Consider the following 16,231-nt stretch of genomic DNA (forward strand, 5'->3'; position numbering starts at 1 on the left):
ACTTGAGAGAATTTCAAGCCTTATGTCCCGCCCTCCGCTCCATGCCCTCCAAGGCTTCGTGGCTGCCGCCCGGCTTGGCAACCTGTCGCGCGCGGCGGCGTCGATGAACCTGACCGTCAGCGCGCTCAGCCACCAGATGAGGCAGCTGGAAGAACGGCTCGGGCAGCCGCTGCTGATCCGCCAGCCGCGTGGTATCACCCTTACCCTTGAGGGGCAGCGCCTGCTCGAGCAGGTGGGGCCGCATCTGGATGCGATAAACGAAGCCTTCCAGCCCTATGCCGCGCGTGCCGAGCACGTGCTGACGATCAGTGCGGTGCCATCGATGGCATCGGCCTGGCTGGTGCCGCGCCTGGGTCACTTCGTGGCTGAGCATCCGCAGATCGAGATCAACCTGCAGTCGAGTGAGCGCCTGATTGATTTCGAGCGGCAGCGCCAGTTCGACGCCGCGCTGCGGCTGGGCAGCGGGCAATGGCCGGGCCTGGTGGTGGAACCGCTGTTCGACGAGTGGCTGGTGCCGATGGCGAGCCCCGCGCTGATCGAGCGCATGGGGGGCATCGACCGTGTACCGCTGACCCAGTGGCCGCTGCTCGGTGATCCCGACGGCGCGTGGGGCGCCTGGTTCGCGTTGAGCGGGCAGAGCCCGCCATCGCGCTTCGTGGCGGTGCTGGATGATTCGGAGGCGCACCATCGCGCCGCACTGGATGGCGTAGGCGTGGCCCTTGGCCGGGTGACCCGGGCACGCCTGCTGCTGGAATCCGGCCAGCTGGTCGCGCTGTCCAGCCAGCGCCTGAAGACGGCGTGGCCGCATTGGCTGGTGTACCCGCAGCGCTCGGCCAGCCATCGCGGCTTCCTCGCGTTCCGCGACTGGCTGCATGCGCAGGCCGCCGAGCATGTGCAGCACATGGCGGACGCGCATCTGTAACGCCGCGCGGTGCTCGATCTCGACTCTACAGTCACTGCACAAGGGTGACCGCCTGCCCGGCACGCGCGAACGCTTCCTCCAGCAACGGGCCCGCCTTGATCGCTTCCACTTCCTCAAACAGCGCCCGCAGCGCATTGGCCGGGCGTGAGGCCGGTGCCGCTACTGCCTGCTGGATCGCGGTGAAGCGATCGGCCAGCACCCGATGGCCGGGATGTGCCTTCGCCCAGGCCGCCAGCGGCTGGCGTACACCGGCGGCGGCATCCAGGCGGTGCTGGTCGAACAGGGCGATGGCCGCTGCCGAGGTGTCCGCCCGCTCGATCGTGGCATGGCGCAGTTCCCGGCTCAGGAACAGGTCATAGGCCGCGCCATGCCCCACCGCGATGCGCAGTCCCTCGCGGTCGAGGTCGGCCACTTGCTGCGCCGGGCTGTCTTCGCGCACCAGGTAAGTGCCTTCGATCTCCACATACGGAGCGCTGAAGGCGATGCGGTCGGCACGCGCCGGATCGATCGCCAGGAAGGCCAGATCCCAGCCGTCTTCGCCCGCTGCGGCGACCACCGAGGCTGCGGCATCGTGGCAGGTGAAGCGTGCCTGCACCCCCATCCGTTGCGCCAACGCGGTAGCCAGTTCCAGCGAGGGGCCGCGCGGTGAGCGCGCATCGCCCTGTGCCAGCACCGGGTTGCCCAGGTTGATCGCCACGCGCAGGAAACCGTGCGGTGCCAGCGTACGTCGGTGGTCGGCCAGGGACATGCAGGACTCCACGGGGCGGGGGAGACCCAGCATGCCAACAACGGTGTCCGCGTGGCGTGGACTCAGCCGCGCGCGGCGAAGGTGCCGTGGAAGCCCAGTGGCACCGCATACGGCAGCCACGCCTGGGCCAGCGGACCGTCATCCACATGGCGCGCATCCAGCACGGCCAGGCCGCTGCGCTGGTTCACCGGATCGAGCAGGGTGCCGATCAGCCAGCCGTCATCGGCGTTGCGGCTGCCCGGGCGCGGTACGAACACATGCTCTTCGGCCATGATGTCCGCCCCGTAGTTCCAGAGTTGGCGGCGCCCGTGCTCGATCTCGAACGCGGCCACCGCGTTGAAGTACGGCGCAGTGGCCGTGCCGTCGATTGTCGGCGCATACAGCCGTGCGCCACGTGTGTTCGCCGAGCGCGGGTCGAACAACGGGAACTCCACCGCGCTGATGCCCAACGTCTGCCAGCGGGCCTGTCCACGACGCAGGTCCAGATGCAGCTCGACCAGGCTGGCGCCACTGTTGGCCGCGTGTGCGCCATCACCGGCCATCGCTTCCTTCATCGGCGAGCGCGCCTCGTTGATGTCGTCGTGGCGCACTGCGCGCAGCACGATGCCGCCATCGCGGGTGAACGCGTCGCCGAAGTGGTAGATCGCCGCGAACGGGGCCTCGAACCATTGCGCCTTGTCCGGCGCATCCTTGGCGACCACCGCGATGCGCACCGGACGCTGTGGTGCGAACTGCATGCGCTCGAAGAAGCTGCCACCTGCGCCGGTGAAATCGAACGGCATCATCACGAAAACCAGGTGCTGGTCGGTCATCGCGAAGGCATGCAGGTAGCCATGCTCGGGTGTTTCGATCACATTGGCGCTGCGCAGCTGGCCGTCCGCACCGATGTGCCAGACCAGCAGGCCATGGCCCCCCATCAGGCTGATCGAGCCGAAGTTCCAGAGGCTGCCGTCGTGGTCGGTCAGCGGGTGCGCCGAGAACGGCAGCGCCGCCAGGTCCGGACGCCAGGTGACAGGGCCAAGCGTCTGCAGCGAATCCGGGTCCACTTCGAACGCCGAACCGGATTCGCACAGGGCGAACAGGCGGCCATTGATCATCGTCACCGAGGTGTTGGCCACGTTGGCATCATCGTTGTTGCGTACCGCCAGCGCACCGGGAATGCTGGTGCCGGCGGCCGGATACTGGAAGCGGCCGGCCTTCTGTTCACGGGTGAATTTCGGCGTGGCAACCATGCGCCCGTGATGGGTCAGGCTGCCATCACCATTGAAGCGCCAGCCATGCACCATGCCGTCGCTGTCGAACCAGTGGTCGTAGCGGAAGCCATCGCGCTCGGTCCAGGCCGGACCGTTGCGGTACAGCGTGCCAGCCAGGCCTGACGGCAGCTTTCCCTGCAACTGCACGGTGGCCGGACCGAGGCTTTCGCTGCCGACGCTGCGCCAGCCGAGCAGCCAAGGGTGTTCCTGCATGCCCTGCGCGAACCGCGCCGGGTCGCCGGCGAAGGCGGGAGCGCTGCGCAGCACGGTGGTGCCCAGGGCCAGACAGGCACTGCTGCTGAGCAGGGTACGAAGGAAGCGGCGACGGTCCATGGTGGCCTCGGGTCTGGATGCAGGAATCAGCGCAGGGTGATGTCGATGGCGGTGCCGGCGGCCGGTACGTCGACGCGCGCCTCGTCGAAGGTCGGCTTGCGCATCACCTGCGGGTTGTTGCTGAAGCCGTAGCCCTCCACCGGCATGCCGACCAGGTTGGTGTCGAGCTTGCCGTTGTCGTTCTCGTCGTGGGTGAGCAGCACGGCATAGCTGCCGGCCGGAACGCCCTTGAACGTGAAGTGGGCGCTGTCGCCGCTGGGCGCCGCCTGCTGGGCCTGCACGGGCCTGGCCTTGCCGTCCCAGGCGGCGGCGCTGTCGACCAGCGCAACGCGCAGGGTGCCGGTCTGCACGCGGACGTCGTGCACGGTCACGGCCAGGTCGGCGGCGTGGGCACTGCCGGCCAGGGCCAGGGCAGTCAGGGCGGTGCTGAGCAGGGCGGTGCGGATCATGGCAGTGGCTCCGGAAGTGTGTGTGGCGGTGTGGCGCCAGTCTGCGTGCGGCGCTGCACCGGGTTCAGGGCCAGTGGTCATCGATTCGACGTGCCAGAAGTCACTTTCTGCGCCGGACCCATTGCCGCCGGCGTGTGCGGCGGTCAGCATCTGGCCATGCCCAGCCTGTTCCGCCATCTGTTGCGTCCCCTCAGCCTCGCCGGTCTGGCCACCGTGCTGGTGGTGGGCCTGTCATTCGCGGTGCAGCGCAACGGTGCCGGGCTGAGCCTGCTGCTGCTTGCCGTGTTCCTGCTGCTGTTCGTGGTGCACGGCTGGGCGTCGGTGCCATCCCGCGTGCGCGCTGTCGCGGCGGTGTTGCAGGCGTTGCTGGCGGTCGTGCTGGTTGCGCTGCAGCCGCGTACCGGCACCGCACCGGTACTGCTGGTGGTGCTGGTGGCGCAGCTGGCCGAGCATTGGCCACCGCGCTTCGTGCTGGCTGTTGCACTGCTGGCCAACCTCGCCATGTATCTCGTGCTGCGCTACTGCGGCTTCAGCCAGCCGCTGCTGGTGGTGCTGCTCTATGGCGGCTTCCAGGCCTTTGCCGCACTGACCGCACACTATGCCCGCAGCACCGCGCTGGCCCGCGATGACCTGGCCCGCGTCAATGCCGACCTGCTGGCTACCCGCGCGCTGCTGGCCGACAGTGCACGCGACGCCGAGCGCCTGCGACTGGCCCGCGAACTGCACGATGTGGCCGGGCACAAGCTCACGGCGATGCGCTTGAACCTGCGTGCCCTTGCGGCCGACCCTATGCTGGCCAAGCGCGAAGGATTGGTGCTGGCCGAGCAGCTGTCCGGCGAGTTGCTGGCCGACATCCGCCAGGTGGTGCAATCGATGCGCGATGATCGCGGCCTCGATCTGGCCACCGCATTGCACGCGCTGGCCGCGCCGTTCCCGCGCCCGAAGCTGCAGCTGCAGATCGGCGAGTGCGTGCGCGTGGTTGACCCGCTGATGGCCGAGACCGTGCTGCGCCTGGTACAGGAAGCGCTGACCAATGCCGCCCGGCATGGCAACGCAGACACCGTATGGCTGACGATCAACGAGGAGGATTCCCGGTTGCGTATCGACATCCGTGACGACGGCCAGCGCGCCGAACGTATCCGCGAGGGCAACGGCATCGCCGGCATGCGCGAGCGCCTGGCCGCAGTGCGTGGCCAGTTGGAACTGGCCCGCACCGCACAGGGCGGCATGCACCTGACCGCCTGGGTGCCGGCATGAACGGCAGCGCGATCCGTGTTGCCCTCGCCGACGACCAGGCGCTGGTCCGCGCCGGGCTGCGTGCGTTGTTGCAGGGGTTGGGCGTGGACGTGGCGCTGGAGGCCGAGGAGGGCCAGGCGTTGCTGGACGCGCTGTCCACCCAGCGCGTGGATGTTGTGCTCAGTGACATCCGCATGCCCGGGATGGACGGCATCGAGGCAGTGCGCCAGCTGCGCGCGCGCGGCGATGCCACGCCGTGGCTGCTGCTGACGACCTTTGATGAAAGTGACCTGCTGCTGCGCGCCAGCGAGGCCGGCGCACAGGGCTTCCTGCTCAAGGACGCCGCACCCGCAGACCTGCGCGAGGCGATCGAGCGCGTCGCCGCTGGCGAAACCCTGCTGCTGCCGGTCAGCACCGAGCCGGTACGCGCCCGCTACCGCTTCCACGATGAAGCACCGCCCACCGATACCTTCGGGGAACGCGAGGTGGCGATCCTGCGCTTGCTGGCCGGTGGCTACAGCAACAAGGAGATCGCGCGCAGCCTGTTCCTGGCCGAGGGCACGGTGAAGAACTACGTGTCCGCCATACTCGACAAGCTGGGCACCCGCGATCGCACCCGTGCGGTGCTGAAGGCGATTACCCTGCGCATCATCTGAGTGGACCGAGCAAGGAGTGCCAGTGAACCCGATCCTGCATGTGGAAATCCCGGCCAGTGACCTGGACCGTGCCATCACGTTCTACCAGCGGTGGCTGCAGGTCGCGGTGGACGAACCTGTCGTGCTGCACGACTGCCGGATGGCCTACCTGCCGTTCTCCGATGAGGCCGCCGGTGCCAGCATTGCGCTGGTGCTCGGCGCGGACTACCGGCCTTCCGAACAGGGGGCGCGCGTCTACATCGGCGTCGATGACCTGGATGCGAGCCTGGGGCGAGCACTGCAAGCGGGCGCCGAGCTGCGCTTCGGACCCGCCGATGCGGGCGACTGGCGCGTGGCCGAGATCCGCGACAGCGAAGGCAACCGCATTGCGCTGCAGGCGCGCGCTGCTCTGTAGAGCCGAGACCACGCTCGGCTGCTGTTGGCCCAGCCGCTCCAGCTCAGCCGAGCATGGGCTCGGCCCTACAAGGTCGCGGCGCGCGAGCGCTGCAGCCAGTCATTGATGGCCGGGTCCAGTCGCGGGTCGTCCGGTAGCTGCATGCCGAAGCGCTGTTGCAGCACGGCACGCACATCACCCACATCATGCAGCGGGCGCTTGTCCGGTGCCTGCCCGGGGCGATACTCGGTGTAGTTGCCGCTGCCGATGGTGCGGCGCCAGTCCGGCCCGGTCAGCGACGCGCGCAGCTGCCCGGGGAAACTGGAATCGGGATGGGTGCACACGTACCAGTTGCCAACCACGTTGTCGATCGGTGCCGGCGCCTGCAGGTCGAACCGATACATCGCCCGCCAACCATCGTTGGACTCGGCCGACAGCACGAAATCACCCTCGTCGTGCAGGCGCTGCAGCAGATAGCGTTCGTGCGGCGTGGCCTGCGGCTGCGGATCATGCAGGCGCAGCGGCACGGTCGGGGTCAGGCTGCCGAAACCGGCATCCACCAGCCAATCGTCGCTGTCTACGTTCACGCGCAGCAGCAGGTGGGTACGCGCGGTCAGTTCGCCGTCCTGGGCGGTCAGCAGTACCCGCGCGCTCAATGGCTGCGCATCGAAGCCCAATGCCTGCAGCAGCGCCAGCAACCCGCCATTGAGTTCGAAGCAGTAACCACCGCGGCGCTCGTCGAGCAGCTTGCGCTGCACGCTGTCCAGGTCGATCGGCACCGCATCGCGCAGCAGGCAGCTGAGGGTCTCGAAGGGCAGCAGTGCGTTGTGGCGCTGCTGCAGCAGGGTCAGGCCGGCCAGGGTCCGCGGTGGCGGCGCATCCAGCTGCAGGCGCTGCAGGTAGCGGGGGACATCGAGCGTCGTCATCGAGGCAGCGGGCGGGGGAGGGATGTCCACTGTGCTCCCCCAACCGGGGTTGAGGTCAAGCGCGGCGGCCGTGTCATGCCTCCGTCGCCTGCACCCGGTACAAAGGCCGCGTCCACCAGCGATGGGGGGGACGCAGACGAAGAAAGCGCTAAAGTTGTCCTGAGTCAGGCCGATACAGGTGCGTCCTTCCGCCTGGAGTCTGTCATGTCGGCCGTTGTCCCCCACCTCCGGTCCCTGCGCACGCGCCTTGCTGCGTTGCACTCGGCGTCCCCCGGGCTGCTGCGCTGGCTGCAGCCACATCGGCTCAGCGTGGCCAACAAGCTCAAGGCCACACTGTGGATCTGCGGCCTGGGCCTGGTGGCGATCGCTGCTGTCTACGCTTGGACTGGCCATGCCAACGCACTGGCTGCGCGCAGCCAGGCCAGCTACCAGCGCGGCAGCGATCTGGCTGCCAGCCTGTCCACGCGGGTGGCCGAAGCGCGTCGCCTGCAGACCCAGTATGCACGCAGTTTCGATGATGCCGACCGCGCGCAGCTGTTGGCCACGCAGAAGGCGTTGCAGACCGATCTGCAGGCGCTGCGCGCGATGCCGATGGATGCGGGCCGGCGCAAGGCCCTGCAGGCGCTGACCGAAGCCGCCGACGCGTTCTCGCAGGGTGTGGCCGCCCTGTTCGAACGGGTCGACGAGATGGGCCGTGGTGATGCTGGCCTCGCTGCGCAGCTGCAGCAGGCCGCCGACACCCTGCAGGCGCAGGTGGATGTGCAGCAGCGGCCTGCGCTGGCGCTGTCCCTGCAGAAGATGCGAAGGCAGGAGGCAATGCTGCTGCTCGACGGTGATTCCACCCACGCCGACCGCGCCAGCGAGGAGAAGCTGCCGTTCGACCTCGCGCTGGCGGGCCTGCCTGCGGATGTGCAGGACACCCTGCGCACCGGGATGGAGGCGTATCAGGCCGCACTGCTGGGGTATACCGCTGCCCGCGTCGGCCTGGATGTGGAAGCGCAGTCGCTGCTGGATACCGCCACGGGCGTAGCGCCGGCGTTGGCCGCATTCCAGCAGGCACAGGTGGCGGCGCTGGCCAGGGCGCAGGCACGCCAGCGGGCCGGCGCGCGCACCATGAGCGTGGTGTTCGCACTGACCCTGCTGCTGGTGGCCGGCGTGCTGATCACCAGCCTGGTGCTGGTGCTGCGTGCGGTGCGCCAGCCGATCCATGACACCCTGCGTTTCGCCAGCGACATCGCCGACGACCGCCTCGACACCACCCTGCGCGTCTACAACGCCAACGATGAAATCGGCCAGCTGGCCCAGCGCCTGGTCGACATGCAGCAGCGCCTGCGCGCGCGCATCGAGACCGAGCGTGCGGTGGCCCGCGGCAACACCCGCGTGCGCCAGGCATTGGACAGCGCACAGGCCGGCTTGATGGTGATCGATGCCGAAGGCCTGGTGGCGTACGCCAATCCGGCACTGCTGGAGCAGCTTGCACTCCGGCTTGAAGATCTGGTGGGGAGCGATGCGGTACGCCTGCATCCGGCACTGGCCAGCCTGGCTGGCGTGCGCCAGCGCGAGGAGCGCGAGATCGGTCATGCCGGCGTCCGCTACCAGTTGATCGCCAATGCCATCACCGACGAAGGGCATTTCCTCGGCGTGGCAGTGGAGTGGCGCAGCCGCGCGCTGGAAACGCTGCTGGAAACCGAAGTGGCAGCACTGGTCGACGCCGCCGCACATGGCGACCTGCACGGCCGCATCGCGCTGGAGGGAAAACAGGGCTTCGTGCGCACGTTGTCGACCAGCATCAACCGCCTGCTGGCGACCTTCGAGACCAACCTCGGCGATCTGCAGGCGCTTCTGGCGGCGCTGGCCCGTGGTGACCTCAGCGTGCGCATGGAAGGTGAGCTGCAGGGCGTGTTCGCACGCATGCGCGACGATGCCAACGCCACGGTCGCGCAACTGGGCCGCATCGTCACCCGCATCCAGCAGGCGACGTCCAGCCTCGACACCGGCGTTGGTGAGATCGTTGCCGGGCACCATGATCTGTCGCAGCGTACCGAACAGCAGGCGGCCAACCTGGAAGAGACGGCAGCGTCGATGCACGAGTTGACCGACACGGTTGGCCGCAATGCCGATGCCGCGGGCCGCGCAGATGCCCTGGTGCAGGGGGCGGCCGCGGTGGCCCAGCGCGGTGGCGAGGCCGTCGGCCAGGTGGTCGCGACCATGCATGGCATCAGCGAGGCCTCGCGGCGGATCGGCGACATCACCCAGCTGATCGATGGCATCGCTTTCCAGACCAACATCCTCGCGCTGAATGCCGCGGTGGAAGCCGCGCGTGCAGGTGAGCAGGGCCGCAGCTTCGCCGTGGTGGCTGCGGAAGTGCGCCTGCTGGCCCAGCGCAGTGCCGAAGCGGCCAAGCAGATCAAAGGACTGATCGAGGATTCGGTGGCGCGTGTTGGCCAGGGCAGCCAGCAGGCCGAGCAGGCGGGCATCACGATGGGCGAGATCGTTGGCAGCGTGCAGCAGCTGGCCGAGCTGCTGGCCAGTATCCGCAGTGCATCGCAGGACCAGCATGCCGGCATCGCGCAGGTGAAGCAGACGATCGTGCAGATGGAAGCCAACACCCAGCGCAACGCCAGCCTGGTGGAAGAGGCTGGTGCCTCCACCGCGCAGATGCAGGCGCAGGTACACGCGCTGACCGAAGCGGTGGGCGCGTTCCAGTTGCAGTCGATGCCACAGGCGCGGGCTGCGGCCTGATCGTGCTCCGGTAGTGCCGGCCGCTGGCCGGCACGCCCCTGATCATGCCGGCCGGCGGCCGGTACTACCCTTGTGGCTCAATACACGTCGCGACGGTAGCGCCCTGTCTCCAGCAGCGTTTCCACTTCTTCATCACCCAGCGCTTCGCGCAGCACCTGGTCCACGCCTTCGGCCATGCCCAGCAGCGAACCGCAGACGTGGATGACCGCACCACGCTGCATCCAGTCGCGCAGGGCATCGGCTGCTGCACGCAGGCGATCCTGCACATAACCGCCCTCACCATCGCGCGAGAACGCCAGATCCACCCGCGCGAGATGGCCATCGGCCTGCCACGCTTCGATCTCATCGGCGAACAGGAAGTCGTGCGCGCGCTGGCGTTCGCCGAACAGCAGCCAGTGCCCGTGCTCACCTGCATGCGCGGCTTCGCGCAGCAGGCTGCGCAGGCCCGCGATGCCGGTGCCATTGCCGATCAGCACCATCGGCGCACCGCCAACGCGATGGAAACCGGGGTTGCGGTGCACGCGGGCCACGATGCTGGCACCGACCGGCGCATGCAGCGACAGCCAGCCCGAACCCAGGCCGGTGCGTCCGGTTTCGTCATGGACCAGCCGCACCACCAGTTCGACCGCACCGTCATCCGTACAGGATGCGATGGAGTACTCGCGCCCCGGCAGCAGTGGCAGCCCTGCCAGCCAGAGCCACGCATCCTGCACCGCCAGCGCAGCATCGGCATCGGGCAGCTCGCGCTCGCTGGCCAGCGCCAACAGCGTGCGTGGCTGGCCGTCAGTCAGCAACGGCTGCTGGGGATCCAGCCCATGTGCCTTCAGCACCGCAGCGGCGTGCCGCACGTTGTGGCGGGGCGCGATGTGCAGGATGTCGCCCGCCTGCCACTGCACATCGGCCGGTGGCGCAAGACGGATGTGCCAGATGGCGCCGCCCACGCTGCCTGGATTGAGGCGGTCACGGCCGAGCAGGCGCCACTCGTGCATCTGCGTCGCGGCCGGCAACACGCTGTCATCGGTGGCGATGCCGGTCAGCGCGCCGAGATGTTGCTGCCACTGGCGCAGCGCCGGTATCGCGGCGGCATCGACATCGATGCGCTCGAACAGCGCACGTGCGCCGTTGCCCAGCAGCCAGCCATCGAATTGGCGGCCAAAGCCGCAGTAATGCGGGTACTGGCGGTCACCCAGGGCGAGCAGGCCGAACTGCAGGCCCGACAGATCGGGCGCTTGTGCCAGCAGCCGCCGCGCAGCGCCCCGTGCCGCATCCGGCGGCTCGCCATCGCCGAAGGTGCTCAGCACGAACAATGCCTGCGCAGTGCGCGCGAGCTGCGTGGCATCGACCCGGGCCAATGGCAGTACCTGCACGCCATGGCCAGCGGCCTGCAGCGGCGCGGCGGCACGCCAGGCCAGCTGCTCGCCCAGCCCGCTCTGGCTGGCATGCACGACCAGCCAAGGTGCGCGGCCATCATCGGTGGCAACCGGCAGCGGCCGGCGCAGCCCGCGCGCGGCACGCTGGCTGAGGCGGCGGTCCAGGTACAGCATCCAGCCGGTGATGAAGAACAGGCTCATGGCCAGACTGCTGAGCATCACCACGACACGCCCGGGCATGCCGAAGTAGCTGCCCGAGTGCAATGCGAACACGCTGGTGGCCAGCTGCGCGCCGGCGCCCTGGCGCGCGTAGGGGCGCGAATCGAGGATTGCCCCGCTGGCCGGATCCAGCTGCAGCAGATCATGTGCACGGTCATGGTGGCCACCGCGCTGTGACGGATCGCCAGCCATCACCCGCACGTTGAGCGCCTGGCCAGGCTTTTCCGGCAGGCGCAGGTCGATGTAGCCGGTGTGCACGCCGGGCAGGGCATACAGCGTGGCTTCGATGCGCTCCAGGTTCAGGGCGGCGCCGGTGGCGACCTTGTGCTTGGCGGCCGGTGCGACGCCCAGCAGCGTATTGGCGGCACTGCGATACCAGTCGAAGGACCACCACAGGCCGGTCAGCGCACTCATCAGGTAGATCAGCAGCATCCAGGTGCCGACCACCGAGTGCAGGCTCCACAGGAAGCCACGGCCGCTGCGTTTCCATTCCACCGCCAGCCAGCTGCGCCAGTGCCACCAGTGGCGCGGCCAGCGCAGGTAAAGACCGGACAGGGTGAAGAACAGCAGCGCGATCGCACAGCTGCCGGTGATCCACTTGCCGCGCTCGCCCGCGGCGAGGTGGCGGTGCAGGTCCTCGACGAAGTCGAAGAACGCCTGCCCACGCAAGGCACTGAAGCGCTCGCCGCTGTACGGGTCGAAGTAGACCCAGTGTTCCTTGCCACCAGCGAAGCGTGCCACCGAGGGCCGCTGCCCGGTGGCGTCCACGCGCAGGCGCTGCAGGGGGCGATCACTGCCGGCCTGCAGCAGCGGCACCAGTTCGCTGAGTTCAAGCGGAAGCTGGCCGTCGGCATGGTGCTCGGCGATTTCGGCGAAGCCGGGGTTGGCCGCGCGCAGCAGTTCGTCCTCGAAGGACAGCGCGGCGCCGCTGAGGCCCATCACGGCCAATACGGCACCGGCGGTGATGCCCAGCAGCCAGTGCAGTTGGAACAGGACGTTCTTGAACATGGAAGGAGGAGGGCCTGGAAGGCTGCCGCCCGCATCCTGCGCAACAGCAAATGAGAATTAGTCGCGGAATTCTCCGTGGCGGACGGGCTACGGTCAAGGAGGGTTTTGTTGCAGGGCTTTGCAGCCCTGCACCCGCTACAAGCCGGAGCAACGTCAACGTCAAAAGCTGGCTTTCCGTGGGTTGGCGGGGTGGGTCCGGTTGAGGGGGACGCTGCAAGTCCCCCTCCGGGGCCCGGCCCAGCCGCTGGCGGCTGGGCGTTCGGGCGCTTGCGAAGCAGTGCTTCGCAAGCAAAGCGCCCTCACCCATGTAAGCTCGGTCGCCGCATCCATGCGGCTCACGCCCCCTCAACCGGACCCACCCCGCCTTCGACAGTTTCCTGCGATCTGTCGGAACGGCGTTCTGCTTTGGTAGGTACCGACCGTTGGTCGGCACGGGGTCTGATTCCGTTCTGAATATCGATATCTGACAGATGTGTCGACCAAGGTCGACACCTACCAACAGCCGCGAAGATCTGTCAGAGGCGGGGCGGTGTCGGAGTGCGGGGTGTCAGCCGCATGGATGCGGCTGCCAAGCTTACAGGGACGTACTTGCAGCGTCCCCGCACTCCGACACCGCCCCGCCATCCCACGGAATGCCCGCTTTGGCTTTGGCTGTTGCCGTTGCATTGAGCAGGGTGCAGGGCTGCAAGCCCTGCAAAAAACACCCTCCCTTCACCCAGCTGTCGATCTCGCCGTGGGCGAACGGTCCCAGCTTGGCCTTCACCAGCCGCCCCTGCGCATCGAACAGCACGCTGTAGGGCAGCAGGCCCTGGGTATTGCCCAGCTGCACGCTGGCATCGCGCGGCCCCGGGGTCTCGATCACGATCGGATAATCCACCGGTACCCGCTGCAGGAAACCGCGCACGTCTTCCGGCGTATCCAGCGCCAGTCCCAGCACCTGCAAACCGTGCTCGCCCTGGATATGTGCGAAACGCGCCAGTTCGGGCATTTCTTCCACGCAGGGCGCGCACCAGCTGGCCCAGACATTGATCAACAGCGGGCGACCGCCAGCGTGCTGGCGCAGGTCCAGCGGACGGCCTTCAAGATCGGGCAGCGACAATGCGGGCAGACTGTCGCCAACCTGCAGGACCGGTGCCGCAGCCGCGGCAGCAGGTGCCGCTGGCGTTGCCTCAGGCCCAACCGGCGCAGGAGCCAATCGATGCCCGGCCCACAGGCCAAGGCCGGCGGCCAGCACCGCAGTCCACAGCAGCGCTGGCCGTTGCCACTTCATCGTGCCGTGCGCAGCAGCGCTTCCTCCACCACCGCCTGGGTCAGCAGGGTCGGCAGCACGGTCGGCGGTGCGCCGGGGCCGTACACCACGTACAGCGGCACGCCGACGGCTTTGTGCTCTTCCAGGAACGTGGTGATCTGCGGATCGACGTTGGTGTAGTCACCGCGCATGTACACCGCGTTGGTGCGCTTGAGCAGGTCCTTGAACTCCGGCCGCGACAGCACGGCACGCTCGTTGGCCTTGCAGCTCACGCACCAGTCGGCGGTCATGTTGACGAACACCACGCGGTTGTCGGCGCGCAGGCGGTCCAGCAACTGCGGCGAATACTCCACCACGTTGTCGCTGGCGGCCTGTGCGGCGCGTGCCGGCGGTGCCAGCTGGGTCACGCCCCAGGCCGGTACCAATGCGCCGATCGCCAGCAGCACTCCGAGCAGCGTCACTGCACGCGAGCCGGTCCAGCGGTTGCGCTCGAACAGCCACAGGCCGAAGGCGAACAGCAACAGGCCACCCAGCACCAGCGCCATGCCGTCCACGCCGCGCTGCTTGCCCAGCACCCACAGCAGCCACAGCGCGGTGGCGTACATCGGGAAGGCCAGCACGTGCTTGAGCGTTTCCATCCACGGGCCGGGCTTGGGCAGGCGGCGCGCCAGCGCCGGCACGAAGCCGATCAGCAGGAACGGCAGCGCCAGGCCCAGGCCGAGGAACAGGAACACGGTCATCGCCTTCAGCGGCGGGGCAATGAACGCGTAGGCGATCGCGCCACCCATGAACGGGCCGACGCAGGCACTGCCGACCACGCAGGCCAGCGCACCGGTGAAGAAGTCACCGGCCGGGCCGCTGCGGCTGGCCAGCGACTGGCCCAGGTTGCCGATGCCGCCGCCCAGGGTGAACACGCCGGACAGGCTCAGGCCTACCGCGAACATGATGTAGGCCAGCGCCGCCACCACGCCCGGGTGCTGCAGCTGGAAGCCGATGCCGACGGCGTTGCCGATTGCGCGCAGGCCCACCATCAACGCACCGATCACCGCGAATGCGACCAGCACGCCCAAGGTGTACCAGAGCGCGTGGCTGCGTGCGCGCTGCGGGCTTTCGCCACTCTGCGCCAGGCTCAGGACCTTCAGCGACAGGATCGGCAGCACGCAGGGCATCAGGTTCAACACCAGGCCGCCGGCCAGCGCCAGCAGCAGCACCCAGACGAACGAACGGTCCGGGTTCGGTGTGGTCGCCGGCGGGCGCGTACGCAGCGCGTTGTCACCGCGCGCATCGGCGGCGAATTCATTGCCGTCCACGGTGCCTGCGACGGCCGGGGGGGCGGCATCCGTATTGGGCACCGTCGGCAGCAGGCGCAGGGGGGCGCCGTTGGCGCCTTCGCGTGGCGCCACAGCCAACGGGCTGATTACCTCGTTGCGCGGCGGTGCCTGGTCGGCGCTGGCGCTGACCTTGCCGGCCGGGATCGACAGCTTCACCCGGCGGGTCATTGGCGGGTAGCAGATGCCATCGGTCTGGCAGCCCTGGAAGGTCACCACGAGGGTGCCGTCAACCGCGTCGGCAACCGTGCGCCGCAACGGCAGCGGCACTTCCACTTGGTTGAAGTACACCGAGACATCGCCGAAGTGCTCGTCGCGATGCGATTGCGCGGCCGGCCAGCGCGGCGTGCCGGCCTGCACGCCGGTGCTGCCTTCCAGCTTCAGCGAGGTGCGGTCGCGATACAGGTAGTAGCCCGGTGCCGGACTGAAGCGCAGCAGCAGGGTGTTGCCGTCGCTGGCGATGGCATCGAAGCCGAACGCCTGCTCCGACGGCAGCGGCAGCGCCTGGCTGTTGCTGGCCGCACCTGGCAGGCGCAGGCCGCCGCTGTTGCCGGCACCGGCCAGCGGGTTGTTGAACGGACTGGCCGCACCGGCGCGCGCGGCAGGGGCCGCGGCCTGTGCACCGCTGCCGGGCAGGGTGACCTGCACCACGCGCTTCTGCGGCGGGTAACAGACACCGGCATCTGCGCAGCCCTGGTAACGCACTTCCAGGCTGATGGTGCCGGCGGCCTCGGTCGGCGTGCCGGGCAGGGTGGCCTGCAGGCGCTCGCGATAGGTTTCGACCTCGCCGAAGAAATCGTCGTGGTGCTTGTCGCCCTTGGGCATCTGCAGCGCGCCGGCATTGAAGGCCGGGTCGGCCTTGACGCTGGTGCGGTGGCGATACAGGTAATAGCCGGGCGCGATCTTGAACTGCAGTTGCACCTGGCCACGTTCGGGGGCGGTGGCGGTCAGCGCGAACGCCTGGTCCACCGGCAGCAGGTCTTTCTCATCCAGGGCGAACGCCGGCAGCGAGAGCCACAACAGGGCGCACAGGGCGGCGCCACGCGCAAACAGAGTCTTCAATCAGTGTCCTCCCGGGTCTGTGCCCGGATCCAATCCAGATACGCCGGCAGGCCGGCCCGGGTTTCGACCGCGATGCACTCCGGGAGTTCATACGGATGCAGTTCGAGGATCCGGGCGATTGCGTCATTGACGCGACTCGCGGTGGTCTTGACCAGCAGCTGCAGCTCGGCGTCGGTGGTCACCTCGCCCTGCCAGCGGTAGGTCGACTGCGCGCCATCGAGGCGGGTCACGCACGCGGCCAGGCGCTCGCCAACCAGCGCGTGCGCGATGCGCTCGGCACTGGCCCGGTCCGGGCAGGTGGTCAACAGCAGCAGGACGGGATCGACGGTCGACATGACCGTCGAGTATAGGGCCGCC

The 16,231-nt window shown here is 68.6% G+C and carries 12 protein-coding genes and 1 pseudogene; 5 read left to right on the forward strand and 8 right to left on the reverse strand.

The features are described from left to right. Positions 1 to 22: 22 nt before the first annotated feature. A complete protein-coding gene (locus JLDANKMP_RS20605) occupies positions 23 to 922 on the forward strand; it encodes a LysR substrate-binding domain-containing protein (RefSeq protein ID WP_005411241.1) in 900 nt (299 codons plus the stop codon). 31 nt (positions 923 to 953) lie between these two features. Here the strand turns inward: JLDANKMP_RS20605 and JLDANKMP_RS20610 are convergent, their stop codons facing one another. The 3 genes from JLDANKMP_RS20610 to JLDANKMP_RS20620 all read right to left on the reverse strand — a co-directional run bounded on the left by JLDANKMP_RS20610 (position 954) and on the right by JLDANKMP_RS20620 (position 3,705). After that, positions 954 to 1,670 carry an ABC transporter substrate-binding protein gene (locus JLDANKMP_RS20610; protein ID WP_212561989.1) on the reverse strand — a complete coding sequence of 239 codons (717 nt, stop codon included), beginning with the start codon at positions 1,668 to 1,670 and terminating at the stop codon, positions 954 to 956. A 62-nt stretch (positions 1,671 to 1,732) separates the two neighbouring features. Continuing rightward, positions 1,733 to 3,256, reverse strand: coding sequence for a carotenoid oxygenase family protein (locus tag JLDANKMP_RS20615; RefSeq protein ID WP_212561990.1), 1,524 nt, complete (start codon positions 3,254 to 3,256; stop codon positions 1,733 to 1,735). A gap of 26 nt (positions 3,257 to 3,282) precedes the next feature. Beyond that, complete coding sequence (locus JLDANKMP_RS20620) at positions 3,283 to 3,705, reverse strand: DUF2141 domain-containing protein (protein WP_012481398.1); 423 nt, start codon at positions 3,703 to 3,705, stop codon at positions 3,283 to 3,285. 156 nt (positions 3,706 to 3,861) lie between these two features. On the opposite strand from JLDANKMP_RS20620, the gene JLDANKMP_RS20625 reads away from it, so the two are divergent. Genes JLDANKMP_RS20625 through JLDANKMP_RS20635 form a run of 3 tightly spaced genes read left to right on the forward strand, consistent with a single transcriptional unit; the run spans position 3,862 to position 5,991 of the window. Then, positions 3,862 to 4,962 (forward strand): histidine kinase, encoded by a 1,101-nt coding sequence (locus tag JLDANKMP_RS20625; RefSeq protein ID WP_212561991.1) that lies wholly within the window; start codon positions 3,862 to 3,864, stop codon positions 4,960 to 4,962. Further along, positions 4,959 to 5,597, forward strand: a complete 639-nt coding sequence (locus JLDANKMP_RS20630; RefSeq protein WP_005411236.1) for a response regulator transcription factor — start codon at positions 4,959 to 4,961, stop codon at positions 5,595 to 5,597. The genes JLDANKMP_RS20625 and JLDANKMP_RS20630 overlap by 4 nt, the downstream gene beginning before the upstream one ends. Before the next feature lie 22 nt (positions 5,598 to 5,619). Further along, on the forward strand, positions 5,620 to 5,991 hold the full coding sequence (locus tag JLDANKMP_RS20635) for a VOC family protein (RefSeq protein ID WP_164208496.1): 372 nt from the start codon (positions 5,620 to 5,622) through the stop codon (positions 5,989 to 5,991). 65 nt (positions 5,992 to 6,056) lie between these two features. Here the strand turns inward: JLDANKMP_RS20635 and JLDANKMP_RS20640 are convergent, their stop codons facing one another. After that, positions 6,057 to 6,896 (reverse strand): arylamine N-acetyltransferase, encoded by an 840-nt coding sequence (locus JLDANKMP_RS20640; RefSeq protein ID WP_111687739.1) that lies wholly within the window; start codon positions 6,894 to 6,896, stop codon positions 6,057 to 6,059. A gap of 204 nt (positions 6,897 to 7,100) precedes the next feature. Between JLDANKMP_RS20640 and JLDANKMP_RS20645 the strand changes: the two genes are divergently transcribed. After that, positions 7,101 to 9,638: a methyl-accepting chemotaxis protein gene (locus tag JLDANKMP_RS20645; protein ID WP_212561992.1), complete on the forward strand. Its 2,538-nt coding sequence runs from the start codon at positions 7,101 to 7,103 to the stop codon at positions 9,636 to 9,638. A 77-nt stretch (positions 9,639 to 9,715) separates the two neighbouring features. Here JLDANKMP_RS20645 and JLDANKMP_RS20650 read toward each other — a convergent pair whose 3' ends face one another. The 4 genes and pseudogenes from JLDANKMP_RS20650 to cutA all read right to left on the reverse strand — a co-directional run bounded on the left by JLDANKMP_RS20650 (position 9,716) and on the right by cutA (position 16,209). After that, positions 9,716 to 12,235: a sulfite reductase flavoprotein subunit alpha gene (locus JLDANKMP_RS20650; protein ID WP_212561993.1), complete on the reverse strand. Its 2,520-nt coding sequence runs from the start codon at positions 12,233 to 12,235 to the stop codon at positions 9,716 to 9,718. Positions 12,236 to 12,944: 709 nt separating this feature from the next. Beyond that, positions 12,945 to 13,505 (reverse strand): annotated as a pseudogene (locus JLDANKMP_RS20655) (TlpA disulfide reductase family protein); the annotation flags it as partial. Next, a complete protein-coding gene (locus JLDANKMP_RS20660; RefSeq protein ID WP_133050260.1) occupies positions 13,502 to 15,874 on the reverse strand; it encodes a protein-disulfide reductase DsbD in 2,373 nt (790 codons plus the stop codon). The gene JLDANKMP_RS20660 and the pseudogene JLDANKMP_RS20655, both read right to left, overlap by 4 nt. Next, on the reverse strand, positions 15,871 to 16,209 hold the full coding sequence (gene cutA / locus JLDANKMP_RS20665; protein WP_212561994.1) for a divalent-cation tolerance protein CutA: 339 nt from the start codon (positions 16,207 to 16,209) through the stop codon (positions 15,871 to 15,873). Before cutA ends, JLDANKMP_RS20660 begins: the two co-directional genes overlap by 4 nt. Positions 16,210 to 16,231: the final 22 nt, after the last annotated feature.

The organism is Stenotrophomonas sp. PE591 (assembly GCF_018320795.1).
GTDB classification, from domain to species: Bacteria; Pseudomonadota; Gammaproteobacteria; order Xanthomonadales; family Xanthomonadaceae; genus Stenotrophomonas; species Stenotrophomonas maltophilia.